This is a genomic window from Rhizobium sp. SL42 (assembly GCF_021729845.1).
Lineage (GTDB): Bacteria > Pseudomonadota > Alphaproteobacteria > Rhizobiales > Rhizobiaceae > Allorhizobium.
Window position 1 is genome coordinate 1,366,662 of the sequence record NZ_CP063397.1, and the last position, 24,280, is coordinate 1,390,941.

At 59.1% G+C, this 24,280-nt stretch carries 27 protein-coding genes; 25 read left to right on the forward strand and 2 right to left on the reverse strand.

The genetic code is table 11. The features are described 5' to 3' along the window. Positions 1–87 precede the first annotated feature (87 nt). Positions 88–1,083, forward strand: coding sequence for a flagellin N-terminal helical domain-containing protein (locus IM739_RS06305; RefSeq protein ID WP_237370337.1), 996 nt, complete (start codon positions 88–90; stop codon positions 1,081–1,083). A gap of 235 nt (positions 1,084–1,318) precedes the next feature. Further along, the gene (locus IM739_RS06310; RefSeq protein ID WP_237370338.1) at positions 1,319–2,320 is read left to right on the forward strand and encodes a flagellin N-terminal helical domain-containing protein; all 1,002 of its coding nucleotides are present in this window, start codon (positions 1,319–1,321) and stop codon (positions 2,318–2,320) included. Positions 2,321–2,331: 11 nt separating this feature from the next. On the opposite strand, the gene IM739_RS06315 is transcribed toward IM739_RS06310, so the two are convergent. Beyond that, positions 2,332–2,553, reverse strand: a complete 222-nt coding sequence (locus IM739_RS06315; RefSeq protein WP_237370339.1) for a hypothetical protein — start codon at positions 2,551–2,553, stop codon at positions 2,332–2,334. Positions 2,554–2,616: 63 nt separating this feature from the next. Here IM739_RS06315 and IM739_RS06320 point away from each other — a divergent pair, with 63 nt between their 5' ends. The 22 genes from IM739_RS06320 to IM739_RS06425 all read left to right on the forward strand — a co-directional run bounded on the left by IM739_RS06320 (position 2,617) and on the right by IM739_RS06425 (position 21,550). Next, entirely contained in the window at positions 2,617–3,585 is a 969-nt protein-coding gene (locus IM739_RS06320; RefSeq protein WP_237370340.1) for a flagellin N-terminal helical domain-containing protein, read from the forward strand. 17 nt (positions 3,586–3,602) lie between these two features. Continuing rightward, positions 3,603–3,878 carry a hypothetical protein gene (locus IM739_RS06325; protein WP_237370341.1) on the forward strand — a complete coding sequence of 92 codons (276 nt, stop codon included), beginning with the start codon at positions 3,603–3,605 and terminating at the stop codon, positions 3,876–3,878. Then, positions 3,875–4,522, forward strand: coding sequence for a GTPase (locus IM739_RS06330; RefSeq protein WP_237370342.1), 648 nt, complete (start codon positions 3,875–3,877; stop codon positions 4,520–4,522). The genes IM739_RS06325 and IM739_RS06330 overlap by 4 nt, the downstream gene beginning before the upstream one ends. Next, positions 4,519–5,808, forward strand: coding sequence for a MotB family protein (locus IM739_RS06335; protein ID WP_237370343.1), 1,290 nt, complete (start codon positions 4,519–4,521; stop codon positions 5,806–5,808). Before IM739_RS06330 ends, IM739_RS06335 begins: the two co-directional genes overlap by 4 nt. Continuing rightward, positions 5,808–7,124 carry a chemotaxis protein MotC gene (gene motC / locus IM739_RS06340; protein WP_237370344.1) on the forward strand — a complete coding sequence of 439 codons (1,317 nt, stop codon included), beginning with the start codon at positions 5,808–5,810 and terminating at the stop codon, positions 7,122–7,124. Before IM739_RS06335 ends, motC begins: the two co-directional genes overlap by 1 nt. After that, positions 7,121–8,575: a flagellar hook-length control protein FliK gene (fliK, locus tag IM739_RS06345; protein WP_237370345.1), complete on the forward strand. Its 1,455-nt coding sequence runs from the start codon at positions 7,121–7,123 to the stop codon at positions 8,573–8,575. The genes motC and fliK overlap by 4 nt, the downstream gene beginning before the upstream one ends. Further along, entirely contained in the window at positions 8,541–9,080 is a 540-nt protein-coding gene (locus IM739_RS06350) for a transglycosylase SLT domain-containing protein (RefSeq protein WP_237370346.1), read from the forward strand. The genes fliK and IM739_RS06350 overlap by 35 nt, the downstream gene beginning before the upstream one ends. Before the next feature lie 280 nt (positions 9,081–9,360). Next, positions 9,361–10,032: a transcriptional activator Rem gene (rem, locus tag IM739_RS06355; RefSeq protein ID WP_237370347.1), complete on the forward strand. Its 672-nt coding sequence runs from the start codon at positions 9,361–9,363 to the stop codon at positions 10,030–10,032. Positions 10,033–10,167: 135 nt separating this feature from the next. Then, positions 10,168–11,364 (forward strand): flagellar hook protein FlgE, encoded by a 1,197-nt coding sequence (locus IM739_RS06360; protein WP_237370348.1) that lies wholly within the window; start codon positions 10,168–10,170, stop codon positions 11,362–11,364. 23 nt (positions 11,365–11,387) lie between these two features. Further along, a complete protein-coding gene (gene flgK / locus IM739_RS06365; RefSeq protein WP_237370349.1) occupies positions 11,388–12,845 on the forward strand; it encodes a flagellar hook-associated protein FlgK in 1,458 nt (485 codons plus the stop codon). Positions 12,846–12,851: 6 nt separating this feature from the next. After that, the gene (locus IM739_RS06370) at positions 12,852–13,916 is read left to right on the forward strand and encodes a flagellar hook-associated family protein (protein ID WP_237370350.1); all 1,065 of its coding nucleotides are present in this window, start codon (positions 12,852–12,854) and stop codon (positions 13,914–13,916) included. Positions 13,917–13,953: 37 nt separating this feature from the next. Then, positions 13,954–14,301, forward strand: coding sequence for a flagellar biosynthesis regulator FlaF (flaF, locus tag IM739_RS06375; RefSeq protein WP_007597135.1), 348 nt, complete (start codon positions 13,954–13,956; stop codon positions 14,299–14,301). After that, complete coding sequence (flbT, locus tag IM739_RS06380; protein ID WP_237370351.1) at positions 14,298–14,747, forward strand: flagellar biosynthesis repressor FlbT; 450 nt, start codon at positions 14,298–14,300, stop codon at positions 14,745–14,747. The genes flaF and flbT overlap by 4 nt, the downstream gene beginning before the upstream one ends. Further along, on the forward strand, positions 14,738–15,208 hold the full coding sequence (gene flgD / locus IM739_RS06385) for a flagellar hook assembly protein FlgD (RefSeq protein ID WP_237370352.1): 471 nt from the start codon (positions 14,738–14,740) through the stop codon (positions 15,206–15,208). The genes flbT and flgD overlap by 10 nt, the downstream gene beginning before the upstream one ends. Before the next feature lie 58 nt (positions 15,209–15,266). Then, positions 15,267–15,533 (forward strand): flagellar biosynthesis protein FliQ, encoded by a 267-nt coding sequence (fliQ, locus tag IM739_RS06390; protein WP_007597140.1) that lies wholly within the window; start codon positions 15,267–15,269, stop codon positions 15,531–15,533. A 125-nt stretch (positions 15,534–15,658) separates the two neighbouring features. Then, positions 15,659–17,746, forward strand: coding sequence for a flagellar biosynthesis protein FlhA (gene flhA / locus IM739_RS06395; protein ID WP_237370353.1), 2,088 nt, complete (start codon positions 15,659–15,661; stop codon positions 17,744–17,746). Beyond that, a complete protein-coding gene (gene fliR / locus IM739_RS06400) occupies positions 17,743–18,492 on the forward strand; it encodes a flagellar biosynthetic protein FliR (protein ID WP_237370354.1) in 750 nt (249 codons plus the stop codon). The genes flhA and fliR overlap by 4 nt, the downstream gene beginning before the upstream one ends. A 22-nt stretch (positions 18,493–18,514) precedes the next feature. Beyond that, entirely contained in the window at positions 18,515–18,925 is a 411-nt protein-coding gene (locus tag IM739_RS06405) for a hypothetical protein (protein WP_237370355.1), read from the forward strand. A gap of 33 nt (positions 18,926–18,958) precedes the next feature. Further along, positions 18,959–19,516 carry a rod-binding protein gene (locus IM739_RS06410; protein ID WP_237370356.1) on the forward strand — a complete coding sequence of 186 codons (558 nt, stop codon included), beginning with the start codon at positions 18,959–18,961 and terminating at the stop codon, positions 19,514–19,516. A gap of 24 nt (positions 19,517–19,540) precedes the next feature. Continuing rightward, the gene (locus IM739_RS06415; protein WP_237370992.1) at positions 19,541–19,909 is read left to right on the forward strand and encodes a hypothetical protein; all 369 of its coding nucleotides are present in this window, start codon (positions 19,541–19,543) and stop codon (positions 19,907–19,909) included. Then, positions 19,909–20,451, forward strand: a complete 543-nt coding sequence (locus tag IM739_RS06420) for a flagellar basal body-associated FliL family protein (protein WP_237370357.1) — start codon at positions 19,909–19,911, stop codon at positions 20,449–20,451. Before IM739_RS06415 ends, IM739_RS06420 begins: the two co-directional genes overlap by 1 nt. A gap of 199 nt (positions 20,452–20,650) precedes the next feature. Next, complete coding sequence (locus tag IM739_RS06425) at positions 20,651–21,550, forward strand: bifunctional methylenetetrahydrofolate dehydrogenase/methenyltetrahydrofolate cyclohydrolase (protein ID WP_237370358.1); 900 nt, start codon at positions 20,651–20,653, stop codon at positions 21,548–21,550. Between the two features lie 30 nt (positions 21,551–21,580). Here IM739_RS06425 and IM739_RS06430 read toward each other — a convergent pair whose 3' ends face one another. Next, entirely contained in the window at positions 21,581–22,615 is a 1,035-nt protein-coding gene (locus IM739_RS06430) for a LacI family DNA-binding transcriptional regulator (protein ID WP_237370359.1), read from the reverse strand. A 293-nt stretch (positions 22,616–22,908) separates the two neighbouring features. Between IM739_RS06430 and IM739_RS06435 the strand changes: the two genes are divergently transcribed. Continuing rightward, the gene (locus IM739_RS06435; protein WP_237370360.1) at positions 22,909–24,267 is read left to right on the forward strand and encodes an ABC transporter substrate-binding protein; all 1,359 of its coding nucleotides are present in this window, start codon (positions 22,909–22,911) and stop codon (positions 24,265–24,267) included. The last annotated feature ends 13 nt before the right edge of the window (positions 24,268–24,280 follow it).

Consider the following 24,280-nt stretch of genomic DNA (forward strand, 5'->3'; position numbering starts at 1 on the left):
TCAGCCGGTTAGCAGGCATGACGCTGTGCGCACCTACCGGTGATACCGGAATGCCCTTCCTATTCAGCCATTAAGGGGCACACTACTATGACGAGCATTTTGACAAACGTCGCCGCAATGTCGGCGCTCTCCACCCTGCGCTCTATCAGCAGCGGCATGGAAGAAACACAGTCGCGCGTTTCCTCCGGCGAGCGCGTCGGCGAAGCATCTGACAACGCAGCTTACTGGTCGATCGCAACGACCATGAAGTCCGACAACATGGCCCTCTCGGCTGTCTCCGACGCCCTCGGCCTCGGCGCCTCCAAGGTCGATACCGCTTATGCCGGTATGGAAGCCGCCATCGACGTCGTGAAGGAAATCAAGGCCAAGCTCGTAACGGCGACTGAAGAAGGCGTCGACAAGGCCAAGGTTCAGGAAGAGATCTCGCAGCTGCAGGGCCAGCTGATGTCGATCGCTGAATCCGCTTCGTTCAGCGGTGAGAACTGGATCGCTGGCGGTACGGACACTGCCACCACTCCGGCAGACGTCACGGTCGTTTCCGGCTTCGTCCGCGACGCCAACAACAACGTTTCCGTCAAGACCACCAGCTACACGCTTGATGCCAACACCCCAGGTAGCATGACAATGCTGTTCGGCGGCGATGGCAACGGTGCAATTGACGATGCAACCGGCATCCTCGGCACCGTCGGTGGCGATTGGTCGACAACAGACTTCGACAGCTCTACCGCAGGTGTTGACGGTGCCACGGGCGCTGTTGCCGGCATGTCAGTCTACAACCTGGATATTAACGGCTTCTCCAACGTCGATATGGCGGAAGCTTTGACCCTGGTAGACGCGGCGCTTGCAAACATGACGAGCTCCGGCGCAGACTTGGGTTCGATCTCCACTCGCATCGAACTGCAGGAAGACTTTGTTTCCACGCTCTCGGACTCGCTGGATAGCGGTATCGGCCGTCTGGTTGACGCCGACATGAACGAAGAATCGACCCGCCTGAAGGCTCTGCAGACGCAGCAGCAGCTGGCTGTTCAGTCGCTCTCGATCGCCAACTCTTCTTCGGAAGTCATCCTGTCGCTCTTCCGTTAAGCCTAGGCTTTCGGTCAACAGCAAGATATCGATTTTGGAAAGCCGCCCTTCGGGGCGGCTTTTTTATTTATCTTCTGCGCGTGTTAACCATGCATTAACCATGTCCGGATTACATGAAGGTCAAGTAACGATGGATTAACCAAAACGAAGAAGCGGTTAATAGCATTAGGCAAGACCATCGTTCCCGGACAAGCCGGGATGTCCCAGAAACTAGCCATTTTTAGGGGACGCGAAAGTGACCAGCATTTTGACCAACAATGCAGCTATGACTGCACTCCAAACTCTCCGCTCAATCGATGCCTCAATGGAAGGCACACAAGCTCGGGTATCGTCGGGCCTGCGTGTCGGCAATGCATCCGACAACGCCGCTTACTGGTCGATCGCCACCACCATGAGATCAGACAATATGGCCCTCTCGGCCGTGCAGGATGCCCTCGGCCTTGGTGCGGCGAAGATCGACACTGCTTATGCAGCGATGGACAGTGCCATCGAAGTCGTCAAGGAAATTAAGGCAAAAATCGTAACGGCAACCGAAGAGGGCGTCGATAAAAACAAGGTTCAGGAAGAAATCAGCCAGCTCCAGCAGCAGTTGATGTCTATCTCTCAAGGCGCATCTTTCAGTGGCCAAAACTGGGTTGCTGGTGGTGCTGACACCGAGAACGCTCCCGAAGACGTAACCGTTATTTCCGGCTTCGTCCGAGACAGCAGCAACAATGTTGCCGTTACGTCAACCTCCTATACGCTCGACGCCACGACAGCTGGTGAAATGACTGTTCTGTTTGGTGGTGATGCGGACGGTGCTATCGTTGACACGACCGGTATCCTTGGCACAGTCGCATCCGACTGGAGCGCGACCGACTTTGACCCGAGTACCGCTGGCACAATCGACGCTGCGGCTGGTCTCGTCTCGACCATGTCCGTCTATACTCTGGATATCACCGGTTTCGCCACCACTGACATGCAGGAAGCCCTGACGCTGGTGGACGCTGGCCTTGCTGCCATGACGAGTGCAGCTGCCGATCTCGGCTCGATCTCGACACGTATCGATTTGCAGGAAGATTTCGTCGGAAAGCTTACCGATTCCGTCGACTCCGGTATCGGTCGTCTGGTTGACGCAGACATGAACGAGGAATCGACCCGCCTGAAGGCCCTGCAGACCCAGCAGCAGCTCGCCATCCAGTCGCTGTCGATTGCCAACACCGCTTCCGAAAGCATCCTGACTCTCTTCCGTCAGTAAGGGCGCCTTGGCTAGGGGCGACTTCGTCCCGCGCTGACAAGTCGGATGTATTCGGTATGAACCGCACCCAGAAATGGGTGCGGTTTTTTTGTGCCTTGCGTGAGGCTGGCCGAATATTGCGGTTTTGCGTCGAAGCGGATTTCCGACCTTGCCAAATCGCGGTCGCGTTTGTTAACTGGCACCGTTAACGATTTGTTAATGGTTACGGGGACCAGCGGTATGCTGGTCTGCATGATGCCCCTCCGTTTCCACCGGTATGTTTCCGGCCTTTTGGATTGACGATTAAGGGCACCCCAATGACCAGCATCATGACCAACGCTGCCGCTATGGCGGCACTGCAGACTCTGCGCTCGATCGATACGAACCTGGAGACCACCCAGAGCCGCGTTTCGTCGGGCTATCGGGTCGAGACGGCGTCGGACAATGCCGGTTACTGGTCGATCGCCACCACCATGCGTTCCGACAACGCGGCATTGTCCACCGTCTCCGATGCGCTCGGACTGGGTGCCGCCACGGTCGATACCGCTTATACCGCGCTCGACAACGTCATCGAGGTCATGTCCTCGATCAAGGCCAAGCTGGTCGCGGCAAGCGAGCCGGGTGTCGACAAGGACAAGATCAACGAGGAAATGAAGCAGCTGAAGAACCAGCTGGTTTCCGCGGCCCAGTCCGCGTCCTTCTCCGGTGAGAACTGGCTCTACAATACGAATGTCAACGAACTGGGCACCAAGCAGGTCGTCTCGTCCTTCGTTCGCGGCGCAGACGGCAGCGTTCAGGTCACCACGCTGGATTTCGACACGGCCGATTCCGTCCTGATCGATACGGAGGACGCAAGCCGCGGCTTCCTGACCAAGGCCATCGATGCCGATGCGCTGCTGGCAGCCCCGACCGGCACTGCGCGCGAATACTATCTTCTCGACGTCGGCTCCGTCGTCCCACCGACCGGTGATCCCATCGAGATCGACGTCGACACCACGACGGAAGAACTTGATGACATGATCAGCGTCGTCGACGATCTGATCAGCCAGCTGACCGACGCTGCCGCAACGCTTGGCGCGATTACCAGCCGTATCGAGATGCAGGACAACTTCGTCTCCAACCTGATGGACGTGATCGACAAGGGTGTCGGCCGTCTGGTCGATGCGGACATGAACGAGGAATCGACCCGTCTCAAAGCCCTGCAGACCCAGCAGCAGCTCGGCATCCAGTCGCTTTCGATTGCCAACAGCAGCGCCGAAAAGCTGCTCACGCTGTTCCGCGAATAACCGCAGCCGACGGCACCATGGTCGAATACGCCGTTTACACGGCATGGAACTTCTGGGCCGCGCGATCATCCTGGCGCGGTCCTTCGCATTCATCCTCGCGCAAGTTTGAAACCCTAGCTTCGGCCAAAGCACCCGTGGGCAGATGCGCCCGCGACCGGCTCGATCCGAAGGTGATCTCGACATTGGAAGTGATGATGCTGCGCGTTCGGACAAGTTTGAAATTCAGTCTGCCTGAGATCGATGGCCGTTCACCGCGAACGGTCATTTTCGCCGATGGAGGCGATCGCCGATGAGCATGCCATTGACCCGCCTTTTGAAGGATTTTTCGGCGCCTCCCGCGCCGGCGCCTTCGATGTCGGCGCAGTTTGACGTAGCGGAACCGGATCCGTTCGACATGGATTTTCCCGCCTTGCCGGAACCCGTGCCGGTCGACCTCGGTGCCGAGCGTCGCGAAGCCTATGCCGAGGGGCATGAGGCGGGTGAAAAAGCCGCCGAAGAGCGTTTCGAAGTCGATCGTCAGGCGATGGAAGTCGCCCATTCCCAGGCAATTGCCGAACTCGAGGAGCGGCATCGCGCGGAACTGTCGAAGGCGCTGTCTGAAAAGCTGCCTGCCATCATCAACGAACTTTCGCTGGCGATCAGCGATCAGGTGGCGGTCGCTCTCGCTCCGCTGTTTTCCGATGCCATTGCTGAGAAGGCCGTCAGCGATCTCGCCCATCTGTTGAAAACAGCCATCAGCGCCGGCGAGGCCGGGGTGATCGAACTGCGGGGTCCAAAGGCACTGTTTACCATGTTGTCGACCCAGATGCCGGAACATCTCGGGCTTTTGCACCATGTCGAGGCGGATGATCTCGATCTATCCGCCGAGTTTGCTGAGGCCGCACTGGTCACGCGTATTTCGGCCTTCACGGCGAGCCTCAGGAAGGTGATCGGATGAGCGACGAGAATCACCACCACGGCAAGAACGAAATCATCATCATCAAACGCCATGGCGGCGGTGATCACGACGGTGCCCATGGTGGTGCCTGGAAGATCGCCTATGCCGACTTCATGACGGCGATGATGGCATTCTTCCTCGTTATGTGGCTGGTCAATGCTGCAAACGAGGAGACCAAGGCCTCCGTTGCCAGCTATTTCAATCCGATCAAGCTCTCGGACGAGAAGCCGACCGAAAAAGGTTTGAAGAAGCCTGTCGATCAGGCTGAAGGCGAGCAGAAGCAGGAGCGCTCGAAAGTCGAGGCCGAGGAGCAGACCGTGGGTGCGGCTGCCGCGACCGGCGAAGACCAGACGGCAACCTCCGGCGACCAGGCGAATTATTCCGAAGCCGATTTCTTCGAAAATCCCTATTCTGTTCTGGCCGAGATTGCCCAGGAAGTCGGACAGCAGGCCAATGTCAGCGCCAAGGGCGAGGGCGGTGCCTCCGATTCCGGTCCGTCTACGGGCGCCCAGGGCGGCGAAGCCTATCGTGATCCCTTCGATCCGGATTTCTGGACCCAGCAGGTGCAGACGGCCAATACGCCGGTCGGCAAGCCGACCGATGCAACGACGCCGGCCGAGCCGCAAACCGCAGAGATCCAGCAGCAGCAGGAACCGACAGATCCGACAATGCCGGACCAGCAGGTGGCGCTGGTCGTGCCTGGACAGAAGCCGCAGCTGCAGCCGGAAATCGCAAAGGAAGCCAAGCCTGAAGAAGGCAAGACCGAGCAGCCGCAGGACGGCAAGTCCGAAATGACCGCCGAGGCCGACCTTGCAGTCCAGCAGGCATCGGCCGACAGGCTGAAAGCGCAGATAGAGGCCGAGATCGGTGGCGTATCCGGCAAGCTTGCCGAAGGTCTGATCGTCACCCCGGCCGAAGGCGGCCTCCTGGTCACGATCAGCGACCAGAGCGATCAGCCGATGTTCAGCGTCGGCTCCGCCGTGCCCCAGCGCGAAATGGTCCTGGCGATGGAGAAGATCGGAAAGCTGCTTCAGGCCCGGCCGGGATCGATCATTATCCGTGGCCATACCGATGGCCGTCAGTTCAAGGGTACCGAGAACGACAACTGGCGCCTCTCGATGGCGCGTGCCCACAGCGCCTATTACATGCTCTTGCGCGGTGGCCTGACGGAAGATCGCGTGCAGCAGGTCTCCGGATTTGCCGACCGCCGCCTTCAGGTGCCGGATGACCCACTGGCCGATGCCAATCGACGCATTGAAATCCTGATTCAGGCGGAGCAGGGATAATGACGCTCCGCAGGCTATCCATTTCGCTATTGGCACTCGCTTCGCTTGTCGCACTGGGCAATGTGTCGGCGCGTGCCAATGACATGGATACCATCCAGCCCTTCCAGATGCTGCGCTCGCTGCAGTTTGTCCAGGACACCGTGGTTCTGGGCGATCACTCGGCGGCGGAAATGCAGCGCTTCATGCTGGGAACCATCGACGAACGCCTGCGCGGCGCCGATCCGGCAATCTTCGACGATCCACGCAATGTCGATGCGGCGCTTATCTACGCCATGAGCGGCGGTAACCCGGCAACGCTGGAATTCCTGGTCGCGCGCGACATCAACGGCAATTTCGACAATCGCATCACCGATAGCCTGCGCAAGTATCTGAGCGGCAAGGGCACTCTCATTGCCAAGTCCCTGGGCGAGATCAGCAAGGAATATCGCAATACGGACCTTGCGCCATACCTTGCTCTGGTCGCCGGCAATGTGACGATTACGCGCGACCCTGTTGATGCGCTGAAATTCTATGACTGGGCGCGGCTGACTGCTCCCGGCACGATCGTCGAGGAGGCAGCCCTGCGACGCTCGCTGGCGGTCGCGGTCGATGCGAAGATTGTCGACAAGGCAGGTGGTTATGCAAATCGTTATGCGCGGCGCTACCTCTATTCACCGTATGCCAGCCAGTTTGCCGATCTCTTCGTCCAGCTTGTCGTCGAGCACTACGACGTCATCAAGCGGGAGGATATCGAAGCAACGCTGGGATACATGGACAATGATCGCCGGCGCGAGGTCTATCTACGCATTGCCCGCAAGGCGGCGATTGCCGGGCGTAAGGACCTGACCACCATGGCTGCAGACCAGGCGAGGGCCTTGTCCGGGGCAACCGAAGGCGATGATGCGCTGGCCAATCTCTATGGCAGCCTCGCCAGCATCTCGACGGAAAATGTCGATGACGCCATGCAGGCGATCATGAACATTCCGGCTGAATCGCTTTCACCCAAGGATCTGGCGCTACGCCGGGCGGCGGAAGCCGTTGCCAAGGAGGTACTGCGCAAACCGGAACCGCCGCCTGAAAGCCTGACGCAAGCCAACGCTAATACAACCGATGCGAATGCAGATGTGGGGGCGACGGCGGCAGCAGAGGATGATGCGGAATTGCAGGATCCGACAGCACCACCAATCGCTGACGCCGCGCCCGAGCCGCAGCCTGTTTCGGCTGAAGCTGACGCGGCCAGTGCCGCCAATCTCGATCCGGCGGTTCGTACCTTTGTCGATACCGGGCGCTCCAAGTTGGATGCGATCGATGATCTTCTCAAGCAGGAAGGCCCATGACCATGATGGATGCATATACAGCACCCAGGATCCCCACGACGGATACAGCGGCCTCCCATGCGACATCGGGCGGACGTGCCGACAAATCTGGAGAGGGCGGGTTTTCCGAAGCCCTGTCGAGTTCGGGTCGCCAGGCAGAGGGCGACGCGAAGGACAGCGAAATTGCCGGGGAGCCAACCTCCGGCGGCGATCAGACAGATACCGCAACGGACGAAACCGCGCGCGCCAAGCGTCCGATCATCGATCTGTCTCAGGCAAGCCTGCTGAAGACCGTTTCGGCGAAAGCGACGGATGGCGCTGCCGGGCAGGTCGATCAGCAGGCCGTGGCTGTCGAGGGCAAGGACAAGACCAAGGGCAAGGTGAAGGAGCACGCCGCGACCGACGGCAAGGCTTCTTCCGTCGATCAGAGCCAGATTGCTGCACTCGTGCAGAATGGCGGCCTGAAAGCTGCCGCGTCGGACGGTGCGAAAACCACAGAGGCAGATAGCGACGTTTCGGCGACCGAGGACGGTACCACGGTGGACGGCAAGAGCGCTGATCTCGGGGATGTCCTGTCGCTTCTGACCGCGGGGGCTGGGGCCGAGCAGGCCAATGGCCAGGCCATGACGCACGAAGCCGGCGAGAGCGGCAAGGCGATCGTCGACGGCCATGGCGAACAAATGGTCGACGCACTCTCTGCAAACGGCGTTTCTCCCGGCGATGGAGAGACTGGTGGCACTGAGGCAAGCGAAAGCGATCAGTCGTTTCGCTTCGTTCGTGCCGATGGCAAGGGACAGCCTGTGACGCTTAGAAGCGAAGCCGCCCAGTCGGTGCGGGATGACGGCGAGCCTGCAACCTCGACTGTCGAAACAGTCACCGTCATTGATGCGCGCCGCTTCCTGGCGCCGGTATCGACCACCAACGCCGCTTCGATCACCGCAGCCATGGTCGGCGACAGCGAGTGGATCAGCGCCATGTCGCCCGGCTCTGAATTGGCCAATGCCGCCACGCAGTCCAGCCAGGGCAAAGTGGTCAACACCCTGAAGATCCAGATGAGCCCGATCGAGCTTGGCAGCGTGACGGCGACGCTGAAGCTGACGGGCGAAGAACTCTCGGTTCAATTGACCGTTGAGAACCATGCAGCGCTGCAGAAGCTAACCAAGGATCAGGATGAGATCCTGAAGGCGCTGCGCGCGCAGGGACTGACGGTCGACCAGGTTCAGGTCAACATTCAGGTCGCGCCCGCCGAACGCAGTGCCGATAGCCAGAGCAGCGGCAATGGCCAGCAGAATGGCCAGGCGGCGGGACAGCAGGCGTCCGATCAGTCGGGCCGCCAGGCCGGTGGCGATCGTCAGACGCGCGGTGACGCTGCGAGCGACAGGGTGAGGATAACGGATGACAGGACGCTTCAGCCAGCTGGCAACCAGGGTGTTGCCGATGACAGCACTCGTCCTGATCTCATTTACATCTAGCGCCTCGGCCAGTGTTGGCATCTGCGAGCGTGAAATCAGCGCTGCTGCGGCCAAATACGGGGTGCCGGAGGGCATCCTCTATTCTGTCGGTCTGACCGAGACTGGTCGCAAGGGATCACTTCAGCCCTATGCCATGAATGTCGAGGGGCGGGCCGTCTATTCGGGCGACATGAACGAAGCGCTTGGCGCGTTTCAGGCGGCGCGCGGGCAGGGAGCCAAGCTGATCGACGTGGGCTGCATGCAGATCAACCAGCACTTTCATGGCGACCAGTTCACCTCGGTTCAGGCCATGTTTGACCCGAAGAAGAACGTCGAATACGCCGCCCGCTTCCTCAGCAAGCTGCACAATCGACACGAGACCTGGACTATGGCAGTGGCCCGATATCATGCCGGGCCGAACAATGACCCGGCGCAAAAGCGCTATGTCTGTCGCGTTATCGCCAATCTGGTCGCCACCGGCTATGGCACTTGGACGACCAATGCGCGTCAATTTTGCGGTGAATAGCAATCTTTGGTTGTTTGACAGCCACAATAGTGCCGATTTGCCAATTGTGGCAAGACTGCGGACAAATGGGGCAAAGCAAGAGCTTGCGCGAAGCTTGCGTTAACTTTTCCACTAAAAAATAGTGCTGACTAGTGGCTGTACCCACTATATATAGATCAAATCGGCACCAATTCGTTAATCAATTATTAATATCTATCATTAACTTTCGCCAGTTGTCCCTGAATCCCCCGATTCGTACCCATAGTGCATCGAAACACCACACTGATTCGGAGGCGGCTGAATGATCGTCGTGGTTGATGAGCGCGAGCTCGTGAAAGACGGGTACACTTCTCTATTTGGACGGGAAGGTATTCCATCCACCGGATTTGATCCGGCGGAATTCGGGGAATGGGTCACTACGGCGGCTGATTCCGACATTGCGGCAGTTGAGGCTTTTCTGCTCGGTCAGGGCGAAAGCACGCTGGAACTGCCGCGGGCAATCCGGGACAGAACCCAGGCACCGGTGATCGCGGTCAGCGATCAGCCGTCCCTGGAAGCGACGCTTGCGCTGTTTGACTGCGGCGTCGATGACGTCGTGCGCAAGCCGGTCCATCCTCGCGAAATCCTGGCAAGGGCAGCGGCCATTCGCCGTCGCCTGAAGGCAATTTCCAACTTCACCGAAATTGGCCCGATCCGGGTTTTCTCCGATGGACGCGATCCGGAAATTTCCGGCGACGTGTTTCCTCTGCCGCGGCGCGAGCGTCGCATCCTGGAATACTTGGTCGCAAATCGCGGCCGACGCGTCTCGAAGACCCAGATCTTCAACGCCATCTACGGCATCTTCGACGAGGAAGTCGAAGAGAACGTCGTCGAAAGCCATATCTCCAAGTTGCGCAAGAAGCTTCGCAAGAAGCTCAACTTCGACCCTGTCGATTCCAAGCGTTTCCTTGGTTACTGCATCGACTGGAACTGAGGTCGCAACCTGCGGACCTGTGCGTGCGTGAGGCGGCTTGTCGGATGAAATTGGACGACAACCGATATGTCATACAGCCTCACGCAAGGCCCATCTTCTAGTCTCCGAGATGACTACTGAAGCGAGGATTTTATTATGAGCCTTTACGGAACGATGCGAACCGGCGTGTCCGGGATGAATGCCCAGGCGAACCGCCTTGGTACCGTCGCCGATAACATCGCGAATTCGAGCACGGTCGGCTACAAGAAGTCGTCGACCCAGTTTTCATCGATGATTTTGCCAAGCACTGCAGGCCAGTATAATTCGGGCGGTGTCGAAACGGATGTCCGTTATTCGATCTCCAGCCAGGGCACTTTCAGCTACACCACTTCCTCGACGGACCTTGCCATCAATGGCGACGGCTTCTTCATCGTTACCGGCGAAGACGGTGTCAACTACCTGACCCGCGCTGGCGCGTTCACCCTTCAGGATGACGGTACGCTGCAAAATTCGGCCGGCTACACACTGATGGGCTACGAATATGATTCCGCCGCCGATCCGACGATCGTCGTCAACGGCTTCGACGGCCTCTCCGAGGTCAATCTGTCCGGTTCCGGCATTTCTGCTGTGGCATCTGATACGGGTATCCTTGCCGTCAATCTGCCGAATACGGCGGTAGATGGCGATACGAAGACCACCTCGCTCAAGGTCTTCGACAGTCAGGGTACCAGCCGATTGGTCACCTTCACGTACACGAAGACGGCGACAGATAATCAGTGGGATGTCGTGGCGACAGATCCCGATGGCAATACGATCCTGAGTGAGACTCTGGATTTTGACGTTGATGGCAAGTTGACTTCAACTCCCGATCTGACGCTGACTGGCTTCACCCAGGGTGGTGCAGAAGTTCCGGATATCGCTTTGAGCATCGCCGGCACCACGCAGCTTGCCTCTGACTTCTCCGTTCAGAACGGCAAGGTCAACGGCAACGCCGCCTCCAAGGTCAAGGGTTACGAAATCGACGACACCGGCGTGGTGTCGGTGGCCTACGAAAACGGCGACCTCGTGCCGACCTATCGCGTCGCATTGGCTAGCGTACAGAGCCCCGACAACCTCAATCCGGTTGCCGGCAACCTCTACACCCAGTCCAACGACTCCGGCGTGGTTGTCATGGGTTATGCCGGCTCCAGCGGCTTCGGCAGCATCATCTCCGGCGCTCTCGAAGACTCCAACGTTGACGTGGCTGAAGAGCTCACTGCGATGATCGAATCGCAGCGCAACTACACTGCAAACTCCAAGGTATTCCAGACCGGCTCCGAATTGATGGAAGTCCTGGTCAACCTGAAGAGATAGTCTGAAAAAGTTAGGGTAGCCTTATGTCGCTTGCATCATCGCTTGGCACTGCTCAGGGAATCTTCCGGAACACGGGGCAACAGACCTCCGTGCTCACGACGAACATCGCCAATGATGGAAACGAGAATTACGTAAGGCGCCAGGCTGTCGTCACCAACACCGTTTACGGTGCGACGATGGTCCAGAACGAACGTTCGCAGCAGATGGCTCTGCTGCGACAGTTCTCCAGCGCCACATCGCAGCAGAGTTCGCAAAGCACGCTGCTGGAAGGCCTGGAAACGATCTCCAGCGCGCTCGGCGGCAACGATTACGAACTGTCGACATCCACTTATCTCGCAAACCTTCAGAGCAGCCTGCAGTCTTTCGCAGCCGCACCGGGCGAATATGCACTCGCCTCCACGGTGGTCACCGATGCGATCGACGTTGCCAATTCTCTGAACAATGCGACGGCATCGACCCAGCAGCTGCGCGCCGATACCGACGCCCAGATTGCCGAACAGGTCGAGAGCCTGAACAAGCTGCTGGCCGAGTTCAAGACGGTCAACGACTCGGTCATTCGCCTGACGGCAACCGGTGGTGAGCCGAGCGACTACCTCGATCGCCGCGATACGCTGGTCAAGGAGATTTCCGGCATCGTTGGTGTCAGCATCAACATGCGCGAAAACAGCGACATGGTGCTCTACACCTCGGACGGCACAACGCTGTTTGAAACCGACCCGCGCGAAGTCACCTTCGATCGCAAATACAATTACGACGCATCGGTCACCGGAAACTCGATCTATATCGACGGCACGCCGGTCCGTGCGGGCGTCGGCGGCAATACCGACGGGCAAGGCACGCTGAGCGCGCTGGTCCAGCTGCGCGACGTCATTGCACCTACATTCCAGGTGCAGCTCGACGAAGTGGCGCGCGGCCTGATTGAGGCTTTTGCGGAAACCGATCCTTCGGGTGGGCAGCCGGATGCTCCGGGCCTGTTTACCTGGTCGGGTGGTACCACGCTGACATCCGGAACGGTCGAACCCGGTTTGGCCGCCAAGATTACCGTCAACGATGCCGTGCGTTCGGACGCCGGCGGCGATCCCACATTGATCCGCGATGGCGGCATCAACGGCACCGACTATGTTCACAACACGGCCGGCGCCTCGGGTTATACCGATCTGATCAATACCTATGTCGACGCAATGTCCGCCGACCGGGATTTTTCGGCGGATGCCGACCTGACCACGTCGACAAGCCTGCTGTCTTTTGCAAGCGACTCGATCGGCTGGCTTGAGGAATATCGTTCGACTGCCACTTCGGCAGGAGACAACAAGAGCGCGCTCTATGAGCGCACCTACCAGACATATTCGTCGAAAACGGCAGTCAGTCTCGACGAAGAACTTTCTCTGCTGCTCGATGTTGAGCAGTCCTACAAGGCCGCAGCCAAGCTCGTCTCGACAATTGACGAGATGCTGGAAGCCGTGCTGCAGATGGCGGGATAATCCAGGATGTCGACCTCGAGCGTATCGAATATCTCCATACAGACGTCCATGCGGCTGACCATCCGGCAGGCACAGACCGATCTGCTGCAGGCGCAGCAGGAGGTCAGCACCGGATATTTTGCCGATATCGGCGCCGAACTCGGCAGCAAGACATCGACGGTGGTCGATCTCAATCGCGAAAGCCTGCGCCTGTCCTCGATCCTGAGCAACAACAGCATCGCGACCCAGCGACTGTCTGCTTCGCAGGAGGCCCTGAGCCAGATTGCCAAGGCGGCCGAGGAAATGAACCAGTCGTTGATCACGATCTCGGGTTCGACCAATACCGATACGATCGGCACGACCATCGGCACGGTCAAGAGCTCGCTCGACACCATGACCGACATGGCCAACTCCTCGATCAACGGCGAGTTCCTGTTTTCAGGAATCAACACGGATGTGCAGCCGCTTGCCGATTATGACGAGACGTCGGCGGCGAAGCTGGCATTCGACAATGCCTTCACCAGCTACTTCGGTTTTGCGCCGACCAGCACGGCCGATACGGCGACGATCGTCGCCGAAGGCGGCGCGCCGAGCATGGAAGACTTCATCGCCAACGTCCTGGAGCCGATGTATTCCGGCGCCGACTGGACGACGGACTGGTCGAGTGCCTCCGACGAGGTCATGACGAGCCGGATTACCCAGTCGGAAACGGTCAACACTTCGGCATCCGCCAACGAAAACGGTTTCCGCTACTTCGCGCTCGCCGGGGTCATAACCCAGGAACTGATGAATATAGGCGCGCCGGCCGATGCGGTCACCGTGGCGATCAATTCGGCGATCGACTACACTGGCAAGGCCATCAGCGGCATCAACAAAACCAGATCTGAGCTTGGTCTTTCGGAAAACCGGATCGAAAAGGCCGATGCCTCGCTGCAGATCCAGGTCGATATCATCGAGACAAGTCTGTCCAGCAAGATCGAAGTCGATGCCTACGAAGCGTCGACGAAGGTCAATAGTCTTCTGGCGATGGTTGAGGCGTCCTACACGCTGACAGCCAAGATCCAGGCGCTGAGTCTCGTAAATTACCTTTGATGATCAAAGGGACTGAGTAAAACTGAAGGGCAAATGAATGTACCAGTTTTCATACGCCGAAATCATGGAAGATGGGGTGGCCGACGCGAAGGATCGCGAGCGTCAGGCCCTGGATCGGACGATTGATTTGCTGCGGGCGGCTGCACTCAAGGCCAGCTATTCGCGCGAGGCGATTGAAGCGCTTTACTACACCCGACGGGTCTGGGTCCGCTTCATTGAGGACCTGCAGCATCCCGAAAATCAGCTGGCTGTCGAAGTTCGCGCCAATCTGATCTCCATCGCGATTTGGATTTTGAAGGAATGCGACCGGATACGGAAGCGCCAGTCAGACAATTTCCAGGGCATCATAGACGTGACAACCATCATTAGGGATGGACTTAAATGAAGAGCACTTTGCGCATCTCGCTCAAGTCGGGCGAACGGATCTTTATCAACGGAGCGGTTCTTCGCGTCGACCGCAAGGTTGCTTTGGAATTCCTCAACGACGTGACCTTCCTCCTGGAAAATCACGTTCTCCAGCCCGACCAGGCCACCACACCTCTGCGTCAGCTCTATTTCATTGCGCAGATGATGCTGATCAATCCGGAGGGTCGCGAACAGTCGATGGCGATGTTCCGCAAGTCCATCATCATGCTTCTGAACTGCTTCCAGAACGAAGAAATTCTCGCCGAACTGAAGCGTGTCGACGCCATGGTCTCGTCCGGGCGGGCCTTCGATGCACTGAAGGCCATTCGTTCGCTTTATGCGGTCGAGGACCGGATTTTGAACAGCGATGAGATGAGCCCGGCGACGATCGAACAGATTCGCAAGGAGATCGCGCCATGGCGGTAGACGCAGTCACGAGTACGACCAGCACCACGTCGACAACGACGACCAACAACTCGGCTTCCAGCGCTTCGGCGTCCGCCTCGCTGGACTACGAGAGTTTCCTGAAGCTCCTGATCGCGCAGATGCAGAACCAGGATCCGACGGATCCGATGGATGCCAGCGAGCAGATCTCGCAGCTGGCCACCTTCTCGCAGGTCGAGCAGACGATCCAGACCAACTCGAATCTCGAGACCCTGATCACCGGCAACGCCCTGACCAACGCCTCGAACTATATCGGCAAGACCATCACCAGCGCTGACGAGAAGACGACCGGTGTCATCGAATCGGTCCGCGTCTATTCCGATACCATGGTTGCCACCACCACAGACGGTGACGAGATCCCGATCACGGTCGGCGTTCGTGTCGGTGAGCCGCCTGCGGCGGACACGGATACGGACACCGATACCGAGACGAGCGAGACCTAAAATGCTAAGCCTTCCGGAGTGGAGGGCCTGATTCGCCGCTCCGGAAGGACACCGTCTCATGAATGAGGCTGACGCACTCGACATAATGCAGGCTGCCATCTGGACCATCCTGATGGCGTCCGGACCCGCCGTGGCCGCCGGCATGATTGTCGGCGTGGTCATCGCGCTGATCCAGGCGCTGACCCAGGTCCAGGAAATGACCCTGACCTTCGTCCCGAAGATCCTGGCTATCCTGATCACCATCGGGATCACCGCCCCGTTTGCCGGTGCGCAGATTTCCCTTTTTGCCAATATGGTTTTTTCCCGCGTTCAATCGGGTTTCTGATCGGACCGCGGAAACATCCGACCGCTTCCTGACACCCTCGCGCAAGCTTCGCCTTCTATGTCTGTTCCCGATACTGCTCGAAGCCTTGGCTTCGGGATGACTTCTCATGAAGAGATGGAACGAACATGGCGCAACCTCCCGCACTCGTAATCCCGAAGGTCAGTCCGAGCGGACGCGATATCGGATTTGCCCTTGGCATCGTTCTTATTCTCGGCATTCTCTTTCTGCCGATCCCGCCTTTCCTGATCGACATGGGACTGGCCTTCTCGATCGCCTTTTCCGTGCTGATCCTGATGGTCTCGCTGTGGATCCAGCGTCCACTTGATTTCTCGTCCTTCCCGACCATCCTTCTGATCGCAACCATGATCCGCCTGTCGCTGAACATCGCGACGACGCGCGTGATCCTGTCGCATGGCCACGAGGGGCACGGCGCTGCCGGCGGCGTTATCGCCGGCTTTTCCAATCTCGTCATGGGCGGCGACTTCGTCATCGGTCTGATCGTCTTCATGATCCTGATCACGGTCAATTTCATCGTCATCACCAAGGGTGCCACCCGTATCGCGGAAGTCGGCGCCCGCTTCACCCTCGATGCCATCCCCGGCAAGCAGATGTCGATCGACGCCGACCTCTCCGCCGGCATCATCGACGAGAAGGAAGCCCAGCATCGCCGCAAGGAACTGGAGCAGGAAAGCTCCTTCTTCGGTGCCATGGACGGTGCCTCGAAATTCGTTCGCGGTGACGCTATCGCCGGCCTCATCATCACCGGCATCAACGTTTTCGGCGGCATCATCATCGGTTACTTCCGCCACGGCATGGAAATCGGCGAAGCCGCCGACGTCTTCGTCAAGCTGTCGGTCGGCGACGGTATCGTCTCGCAGGTTCCGGCCCTGATCGTTTCGCTGGCAGCGGGCCTGCTCGTCTCGCGCGGCGGCACGCCTGGCTCGACTGACCAAGCGGTTGTCAACCAGCTGAGCGGCTATCCCCGCGCTCTGTCGGTTGCCGCCTCGCTGATGTGCGCACTCGCCCTCGTTCCGGGCCTCCCCTTTGTGCCGTTCATGGCGCTTGGCGGCATGATGGCCTTTGGTGCCTGGTTCATTCCGCGTCAGGTGGAAGCCGAAAATAAGGTCAAGCGCGACCAGGAAGAAAAGAAGGTCATCCAGAACAAGGAAGCTGAAAAGGACTCGGTCAAGTCTGTCCTCAAGACTGCGGAGATCGAGCTTGCGCTTGGCAAGCTGGTTTCGACCCGTCTTCTCGGCGCCCACCAGGAGCTGGCGTTCCGCGTCGGCAAGATGCGCAAGAAGTTCGCCAGCCAGTACGGCTTCGTCGTACCGGAGATCAAGGTGACCGACGACATTGCCATTCAGGACAAGTCCTACCAGATCCGCATCCATGGGACGACGATCGCCTCGAACGCGCTGCGTGTCGGCGAAGTGCTTGTTGTCACGGGTTCAGGACGCAAGCCCAAGGTCCCCGGCGACGAGATTCGCGAACCCGCTTTCGGCATGCCGGCGGTCTCCGTCCTGGAAACATTCACCGAGGAACTGAAACGCGAAGGCTTCCACCCGATCGACAACGTCTCTGTCGTGCTCACCCATGTCAGCGAAGTCATCCGCAACAACCTGCCGCAGCTTCTCTCCTACAAGGACGTCAAGATCCTCATCGATCGCCTCGATCCGGAATACAAGAAGCTGGCCGATGAAATCTGCTCGTCGCACATGTCCTATTCGGGCCTGCAGGCGGTGTTGAAGCTTTTGCTCGCCGAGCGCGTCTCGATCCGCAACCTGCATCTGATCCTTGAAGCCGTGGCGGAACTTGCGCCGCATGTGCGCAAGACAGAACAGATCGTCGAGCATGTTCGGGTCCGCATGGCCCAGCAGCTCTGCGGCGACCTGACCGACAACGGTGTCCTGCGCGTGCTGCGCCTGGGCTCGAAATGGGACCTCGTCTTCCACCAGGCCCTGAAGCGCGATGCCAAGGGCGAAGTCGTCGAATTCGACATCGATCCGCGCAGCCTCGAAGAGTTCAGCGAGCAGGCGAGCCAGGTTATCCGCGACTTTATGGACCGCGGGCTGCCTTTCGTGCTTGTCACCTCGCCGGAAACACGGTCCTATGTGCGCATGATTATCGAACGCTTGTTCGCCACGCTGCCGGTTTTGTCTCACGTCGAACTGGCCAAGGGCATCGAGATTAAGATCCTGGGCTCCATTTCATGATAACAGACCCGGAAGGGACCGTTCTCGCACTCTTTGCGGTCTTCTGCCGCATTGGCGCCTGCATGATGACCTTGCCGGGTTTTTCCTCCGCGCGCATTTCGATGACGATCCGGGTGTTGTTGTCGGTCTCGATGTCTCTGGCCTTGCTGCCGATCCTCTTCGACACGGTCTATCCGCGTGTTTCCGGCGGCGGATATACCTACATCCAGCTGATTGTCGCCGAAGTGCTGATCGGCTCGATGTATGGCCTCGTCCCGAGGCTCTATGTGCTCGGCCTGCAGTTTGCCGGATCGGCGACATCCATGGCCATCGGCTTCAATTCGCCGGGTGCGGCCGACGTCATCGAAGATACGAGCGAAAACCAGCTGACGAACCTGATCAGCTTCGGCGGTCTGCTGCTTCTTTTCATGCTGGACTTCCACCATGTGGTCTTCCGCGCCCTAGTCGAATCTTATTCGGTGATGCCGCTGGGCGGCTTTCCCGATAGCCAGAAGATGTTGATCACGCTGAGCGATACGCTGTCCAAGACCTTCATGCTGATGCTGCGACTGGCCAGCCCGTTCATCATCTTCGGTCTGATGTTCAACGTGGGCGTCGGCCTGGTGAACAAGCTCGCGCCGCAGATCCCGATCTTCTACATTTCCACGCCTTACCTGCTGATTGGCGGACTGCTGCTGGTCTATTTCTCCATCGCTGCGATGGTCATGCAGTTCGCCCAGTCCTTCCCAATGATCTTCGACTTCTAGGCAGCGCCTGAGGACCACTGAAATGGGACCGAAAAAACAGTCCGAAAAGCTGAAGCGCCTTGTCGCCGTGCAGCGCCACATGGAACGCATGGCGGAGAGCGACCTGAGCACGACTGCCAAACGCATCGAGGAAAACACGGTCTCCATGGATGCGGTGATGGATGCGATCGGTTCGCTGGAGCCGGTGCATCGCCTGTTTGCGCAGAACTATGCCGACCGCTTCGATCGCCTGTCGAACACGGACAAGCAGCTCCACGGCCTGCAGCAGGTCCAGGAGATGAAGGTCATGCGTGAACGCGCCAAAGGCGACCGGCTGGAGGAGAACATGAAGGAAGCCCGTGACCACGAAGATCGCGAGGCAGACGACAATTCCATCTATGACCTGATCGACATGCAGTTCGCCACACCAGCCTCCAGCAAGCTTCACGAGTGATAGTCGCCCCGAACACATATCGAGGATGTCATCGTGGCCATTTCCCCTCCGAGCGATCTCGTGCTGGACGTTGTCCGCGCGGCTGATCCGTCGCAAGTTGCTGCAGCGCAGGAAAAGCTGAAGACAAACCGTGCGAATTTCCTGGCGACCAGCCTGGCCGAAAAGGGCGCAGGTTTCGGAAACGCTGTCGAGATCCTGAACAAGGCCAGCGCGGCCGACGCCCGCGCAACCGCCGCAGACAAGGCCGAGAGCAGCGAGCCGCCGAAGGTCTACCGTGACTTCGAGGCGGTCTACCTGACCAATTTCGTCCAGTCGATGCTGCCGGATGACAGCGAGGAAGTCTATGGCAAGGGCAACGCCGGTGAGATGTGGAAGAGCATGATGGCCGAACAGATGGGTTCGGTGATCGCGGATTCCGGTGGCATCGGCATCGCTCAGCAGATGTATAACGAAGCCCTGGCCCGCACCCGTGGTCAGGATACCGCCAATGCCAAGACGGACGAGGGAGATCGGAGCCGGGCCCTGAGCTGGGTGACCGATCTGGAGCGGCGCACGCTCGGCGCATCCGCTGAAACGAAGTCCGCACAATAATTAGAATACTTTTGAGGTGACATGATGGAAGTTGTTTCGAGCGAATACCGTGTGAAGACGGTTCTTGGTCGTCTGGAACGCATTATCGACAATGAAAACGAGCGGATCGGCAAGGATCGCGAATTCGATTTCAAGGTGTCGAATGCCCACAAGAGCCGTTGCCTCTATGAACTGACCATGCTGTTCAGAGAGACGGATCCGCGCGAAATCGCCGTCAACTATGTCGAGCAGATGCATTCGCTGAAGAAGAAGCTCGCCCTCAACATTCGCCGCGTCGAAGCCCATATGAATGCCGTGCGCGCCGTGGCCGATCTCCTGAAGAATGCCGTGCGCGACGCCGATGGCGACGGCACCTATTCCCAGGAACAGTTCCTTCTGCATAGCGAGTTCTGATGGGAAAGATTCTGGCCGTTGGTCTGTGGGTCTGCATCGTCACGCTCGGCGCCGTCTACGGTGCCATCAGCCTGGCGACGGCTCCGGCTGGCCCCAGCGCAGACGAGGAAAAGAAGGCCGCACTTGAACTGGTCAAGGGCGAGCCGATCACCATTCCGGTCATTTCGGAAGGCGGCGTGTCGGGTTACTTCCTCACCCGCGTGTCCTTCATGATGGACAAGGCGAAGATCACCGGCGTCGAACTGCCGATGACCGAGCTGATGACCGATGAGTTGTTCACCCTGCTGATCGGCAACAAGATGGTCGATCTTGCTAATACCAAGGGATTTGACGTCGCTGTCTTCCGCGAGAAGATCAAGACCGACATGAATGCCCATCTCGGCGAGGGCTTTGTCAGCCAGGTCCTCATCGAACAGCTTGACTACGTCTCCAAGGAGGTTGCCCGCAAGGCAGCCGATGGCGACAGCCGCGGTCCTCTGGACGCGACCGTGATCGTCGAAGGCGAAAAGGTCGAGGAGCCGGCGGCAGGTTCGGGCCACTGAGCCACCCGCTCGCGCAAAATACACAGCTTGAAGACAGGAGGGCAATGCGGATTGCCCTCCTGTTTTGCATCGCGCGAACCGAACTCGTTGCCGCAACTCTTGCAAAATGCCGCAATTTGACAGCATAGGACGGAGACAGGCCAACGCCATCGTCCCGAGCGCGCTAGCCTGTCGGAAAAGCGATGGAGGACCGGATACAGTGACGACGGTGATTGATGGAAAGGCGGCTGCCGCTTCTGTGGTCGACGCGGTAACCTCTGCGGCGGCAATCCTTGAAAAGCGCGGCCATCGCAAACCCGGTCTCGCCGTCGTGATCGTCGGTAACGATCCGGCAAGCCATGCCTATGTCGGCGCCAAGAGCAAGATGGCCAAGCAATGCGGCTTCAATTCCATCCAGCATACGCTGCCGGAAGACACGTCCCAGGACGACCTGATGGCGCTGGTCGCCTCTCTCAATGCCGACCCGGCCATTGATGGCATCCTCGTCCAGCTTCCCTTGCCCAAGCCGCTGAACTCCGATCCGGTGATCCAGTCGATCCTGCCTGAAAAGGATGTCGATGGTCTGCATGTGGTCAATGCCGGCAAGCTGGCGATTGGCGATACCAGGACCGGCCTGGTGTCCTGCACGCCGGCCGGCGCCATGATCCTGGTGCGCCAGGTGCATGGATCCGATCTGTCCGGCCTCAATGCGCTGGTCATCGGCCGCTCCAACCTGTTCGGCAAGCCGATGGCTCAGCTCCTGCTGGCCGCCAATGCCACGGTGACGATCGGCCATTCGAAGAGCAGGGACCTGCCGGCCCTGGCCCGCGAGGCCGACATCCTTGTGGCCGCCGTCGGGCGTCCGGAAATGGTCAAGGCGGACTGGGTCAAGCCGGGCGCGACGATTATCGATGTCGGCATCAACCGGATTGCCGCACCTGAGCGTGGCGAAGGAAAATTCCGTCTCGTCGGCGACGTGGCCTTTGCCGAGTGCAAGTCTGTCTCAGCCGCTATCTCGCCGGTACCGGGCGGCGTCGGTCCGATGACCATCGCCATGTTGATGGCAAACACCGTGATTGCCGCCTATCGCGCCGCAGGCGAAACGGCCCCGACATTCTGATCTTGGTCGGGCCAGGGATCGAACTTGCGATCAGTCTTTCGCCGGCGCCGGACCTGTCGACGACCTGACGACCAGATCGACCTTCCACAATTCCTGCTGCGGCTGCTGCATTTCCGTACCAGTATGAATCATTGCGATCAGCCGTTCGGCGACGCGCTTGCCGGCCTGGCGGAGCGATGAGCGTGTGGTCGTCAACGGGACGCTGAAATTTTCCGGTTTCAGCAGCGGCAATTCGTCGTCATGGGCGATGAGCGACACATCGACCCCAAGCTTCAGGCGGGCTTCGTTGAGTGCCCGGACGGCACCCAGAGCCAGAACGGTGCTGGCACAGAGCACGGCCGTCGGCCGCTGCGGTCCGCTGAGGATTTCCTTCATGCCGCGATAACCCTGCTCGTCGCCCATGAAGGTGTTTCGGATATGGGCCGGGTCGAGGGCCAGTCCCTGTTCGGCAAGGGCCTTTTCCGTGCCCTGCTTCCGGCGGAAGGCAAAATCCAGGTCGGCAGGTCCGTTCAGCAGCGCGAAGCGCTTGTGGCCGAGCTGCAGCAGGAAACGCGTCGCATCATAGAATGCGCCTTCGTTGTCGACGTCGAGAAAAGCATAGTCTGTCGCGCGTCCGTAGGAGCGGCCATGCACGATGAAGGGCAGGGACAGGGACTGCGCCATGGCGATGCGCGGATCGTTCTCGCGCATATAGGCGAGATAATAGCCATCGACGCTGCCGCTGGCCACAAGCCAGCGGATCGCTTCCTGCTCGTCCTCCACCCGCGCCGGCATGATGACGAAGTGAAAGTCGTGTTCGATCGCGACCTCTGCCAGGCCACCCTGAAACTCGGCAAAATGGATATCGGAGGCATGATCGGGCGAAACCGGCATGATCAGGCCGATCGATCCGGCTTTGCCGGTGGCCAGTCGCTGGGCAGCCCGGTTGGGCCGGTAGCCGGTTTCCTTGGCTGCCTTCAGCACGCGTTGACGGGTTTCCTCGTTGACCTCGGGGTAACCGTTGATGGCACGGCTGATCGTCGTTTGCGACAGGCCGAGCATGAGCGACAGTTCTTTGAGATTCACGGTAGGCAATTCCTCTCCCTCGCTGGGAAATCGCCGGTTCTTCCTCCCTCCGGCATTTCAAAGCGCTTCGACTATGCAGCAGTTTTCGCTTGGGCGACAAGTGCGAACTTGCCATAATTGCGCGCACCTGCACCATTTTAGGATGCGCTTTGCGACTATTTGGAGCAAATTTGCGATAGCTCTTGACTCTTCGGGGATGGGAGTGGGATGACTTGTAGGCCAAAGCGCTTTGAGGAAGGGGCTTTCGAGCCAATGGACGTTTGGCCGTCCATATGTGATGGGAGGTATATCACATGAAGAAAATGTTTTTGATCACGGTTGCTGCCGCTGCGTTGGCTGCCGGGATGACGTCTGCCGCCGAGTTGAAGTTCAAGCCGGGCGAGGACGCGAAGTTCAATTGGGCCAGCTTCGAAGAGTTCAAGAAGGCCAATGACCTCAAGGGTCAGACGCTGACCATCTTCGGTCCCTGGCGTGGCGAGGACCAGGCTCTGTTCGAGAGCATCTTTGCCTATTTCGAGGAAGCGACGGGCGCCGACGTCCAGTATTCCTCGTCCGAGAACTACGAGCAGCAGATCGTTATCGACACCCAGGCCGGCAGCCCGCCGAACATCGCCATCCTGCCGCAGCCGGGCCTGATCGCCGACCTCGCATCGAAGGGCCATCTGACGCCGCTGGGCGACGAGACGAAGAACTGGCTGCTTGAAAACTATTCCGCCGGCCAGTCCTGGGTCGATCTCTCGACCTACAAGGGCAAGGACGGAACAGCGGCCCTCTACGCACTGCCTTACAAGATCGACGTGAAGTCGCTCGTCTGGTACGTGCCGGAAAACTTCGAGGACGCCGGCTATGAAGTGCCCAAGACCATGGAAGACCTCAAGGCGCTGACCGAGAAGATCGTTGCCGACGGCGGCACGCCGTGGTGCATCGGCCTCGGCTCTGGCGGGGCGACCGGCTGGCCGGCAACCGACTGGGTCGAAGACATGATGCTGCGCACGCAGCCGGCGGATGTCTACGACAAGTGGGTCACCAACGACGTCAAGTTCAACGATCCGGCCGTCATCGGCGCGATCGAGGAATTCGGCTGGTTCGCTCGCAATGACAAGTTTGTCGATGGTGGTGCCAAGGCCGTTGCCTCGACCGACTTCCGCGACAGCCCGAAGGGTCTCTTCGGCGCCCCGCCGAAGTGCTATCTGCACCACCAGGCTTCGTTCATCCCGTCCTTCTTCCCTGAGGGCACGGTTGTCGGCGAAGATGCGGACTTCTTCTACATGCCGCCCTATGCCGCAAAGGCGGACCTCGGCAATCCGGTGCTCGGTGCCGGCACGCTCGCGATGATCGCCAAGGACAGCCCTGCTGCCCGCGCCTTCATCGAATTCCTGAAGACCCCGATCGCGCATGAAACCTGGATGGCGCAGTCGAGCTTCCTGACCCCGTTCAAGGGTGCCAACAAGGATGCCTATGCAAACGCCCCGATGGCCAAGCAGGGCGACATTCTGCTTAATGCCACCACATTCCGCTTCGATGGTTCCGACCTGATGCCCGGCAAGATCGGCGCGGGCGCCTTCTGGACCGGCATGGTGGACTATTCCGGTGGCAAGTCTGCGGAAGATGTGACCGGCGAGATCCAGAAGGCCTGGGACGCCCTCAAGTAAGTCTCTCCGAAGA

Excerpts from the sequence above, each read along its gene's own strand:
- flaF (WP_007597135.1), top strand. The coding sequence starts at position 13,954 with ATGTACCAGTTTTCATACGCCGAAATCATGGAAGATGGGGTGGCCGAC.
- IM739_RS06415 (WP_237370992.1), top strand. The coding sequence starts at position 19,541 with ATGGAAGTTGTTTCGAGCGAATACCGTGTGAAGACGGTTCTTGGTCGT.
- motC (WP_237370344.1), top strand. The coding sequence starts at position 5,808 with ATGACGCTCCGCAGGCTATCCATTTCGCTATTGGCACTCGCTTCGCTT.
- flhA (WP_237370353.1), top strand. The coding sequence starts at position 15,659 with ATGGCGCAACCTCCCGCACTCGTAATCCCGAAGGTCAGTCCGAGCGGA.
- IM739_RS06305 (WP_237370337.1), top strand. The coding sequence starts at position 88 with ATGACGAGCATTTTGACAAACGTCGCCGCAATGTCGGCGCTCTCCACC.
- IM739_RS06435 (WP_237370360.1), top strand. The coding sequence starts at position 22,909 with ATGAAGAAAATGTTTTTGATCACGGTTGCTGCCGCTGCGTTGGCTGCC.
- flbT (WP_237370351.1), top strand. The coding sequence starts at position 14,298 with ATGAAGAGCACTTTGCGCATCTCGCTCAAGTCGGGCGAACGGATCTTT.
- fliR (WP_237370354.1), top strand. The coding sequence starts at position 17,743 with ATGATAACAGACCCGGAAGGGACCGTTCTCGCACTCTTTGCGGTCTTC.
- flgK (WP_237370349.1), top strand. The coding sequence starts at position 11,388 with ATGTCGCTTGCATCATCGCTTGGCACTGCTCAGGGAATCTTCCGGAAC.
- IM739_RS06350 (WP_237370346.1), top strand. The coding sequence starts at position 8,541 with ATGACAGCACTCGTCCTGATCTCATTTACATCTAGCGCCTCGGCCAGT.
- rem (WP_237370347.1), top strand. The coding sequence starts at position 9,361 with ATGATCGTCGTGGTTGATGAGCGCGAGCTCGTGAAAGACGGGTACACT.
- IM739_RS06325 (WP_237370341.1), top strand. The coding sequence starts at position 3,603 with ATGGTCGAATACGCCGTTTACACGGCATGGAACTTCTGGGCCGCGCGA.
- IM739_RS06370 (WP_237370350.1), top strand. The coding sequence starts at position 12,852 with ATGTCGACCTCGAGCGTATCGAATATCTCCATACAGACGTCCATGCGG.
- fliK (WP_237370345.1), top strand. The coding sequence starts at position 7,121 with ATGACCATGATGGATGCATATACAGCACCCAGGATCCCCACGACGGAT.
- IM739_RS06320 (WP_237370340.1), top strand. The coding sequence starts at position 2,617 with ATGACCAGCATCATGACCAACGCTGCCGCTATGGCGGCACTGCAGACT.
- IM739_RS06405 (WP_237370355.1), top strand. The coding sequence starts at position 18,515 with ATGGGACCGAAAAAACAGTCCGAAAAGCTGAAGCGCCTTGTCGCCGTG.
- IM739_RS06315 (WP_237370339.1), bottom strand. The coding sequence starts at position 2,553 with ATGCAGACCAGCATACCGCTGGTCCCCGTAACCATTAACAAATCGTTA.
- flgD (WP_237370352.1), top strand. The coding sequence starts at position 14,738 with ATGGCGGTAGACGCAGTCACGAGTACGACCAGCACCACGTCGACAACG.
- IM739_RS06420 (WP_237370357.1), top strand. The coding sequence starts at position 19,909 with ATGGGAAAGATTCTGGCCGTTGGTCTGTGGGTCTGCATCGTCACGCTC.
- IM739_RS06330 (WP_237370342.1), top strand. The coding sequence starts at position 3,875 with ATGAGCATGCCATTGACCCGCCTTTTGAAGGATTTTTCGGCGCCTCCC.
- IM739_RS06360 (WP_237370348.1), top strand. The coding sequence starts at position 10,168 with ATGAGCCTTTACGGAACGATGCGAACCGGCGTGTCCGGGATGAATGCC.
- fliQ (WP_007597140.1), top strand. The coding sequence starts at position 15,267 with ATGAATGAGGCTGACGCACTCGACATAATGCAGGCTGCCATCTGGACC.
- IM739_RS06335 (WP_237370343.1), top strand. The coding sequence starts at position 4,519 with ATGAGCGACGAGAATCACCACCACGGCAAGAACGAAATCATCATCATC.